The organism is Alteromonas sp. MMG017 (genome assembly GCF_018100795.1).
GTDB lineage: Bacteria > Pseudomonadota > Gammaproteobacteria > Enterobacterales > Alteromonadaceae > Alteromonas.
Genome location: NZ_JAGJDY010000071.1, coordinates 1 through 441, shown reverse-complemented (window position 1 = coordinate 441; position 441 = coordinate 1). Strand labels below are relative to the sequence as shown.

1 protein-coding gene is annotated in these 441 nt (G+C 39.2%); it reads right to left on the bottom strand.

Annotated features, from left to right (window positions below; genetic code table 11):
* Window positions 1-91: 91 nt before the first annotated feature.
* The gene (locus tag J8L84_RS20275) at window positions 92-412 is read right to left on the bottom strand and encodes a hypothetical protein (protein ID WP_211072283.1); all 321 of its coding nucleotides are present in this window, start codon (window positions 410-412) and stop codon (window positions 92-94) included.
* Window positions 413-441 lie beyond the last annotated feature (29 nt).

Sequence of the window (441 nt, the reverse complement as noted above, 5' to 3'; positions counted from 1 at the left end):
TAACGCCCCAAGAAGGGGCAATAGCACGTGGGCTAAAATACGGAACGAAGTGAAGGGAGCCCACGTGTTATTGTCCCGCTTACTTGGTTTGTTATAAGCCACGATTAACCAATGCTATTTTTCCTTTAACTCGCTGACCTCGCATTCGCTCACACCAAAAATTATAAATAGGATAAATTATTGCTGCCCCTACCAATGAAAAAATAAAACCCAAAAAACCATACATTAATGAAGAAAGCCAAAACATTGTGCTTTCTGATGCTACGTCAGATGCCACATTTGTAACTACTAAATGAAAAGCAAAAGAGAATGCGATTCCGACGCCAAAGCAAACCCAAATAGCGATTGTCATGAATGAGAAAAAATTTAACTGGATTCTAGCTTCATCGCCATATAATTCTTGAACATCCATTCTGTACTACATCTCCAGTGGCTTATAAC

What these genes read in the sequence shown, in the direction of transcription:
- J8L84_RS20275 (WP_211072283.1), bottom strand. Translation starts at nt 412, where the DNA reads ATGGATGTTCAAGAATTATATGGCGATGAAGCTAGAATCCAGTTAAAT.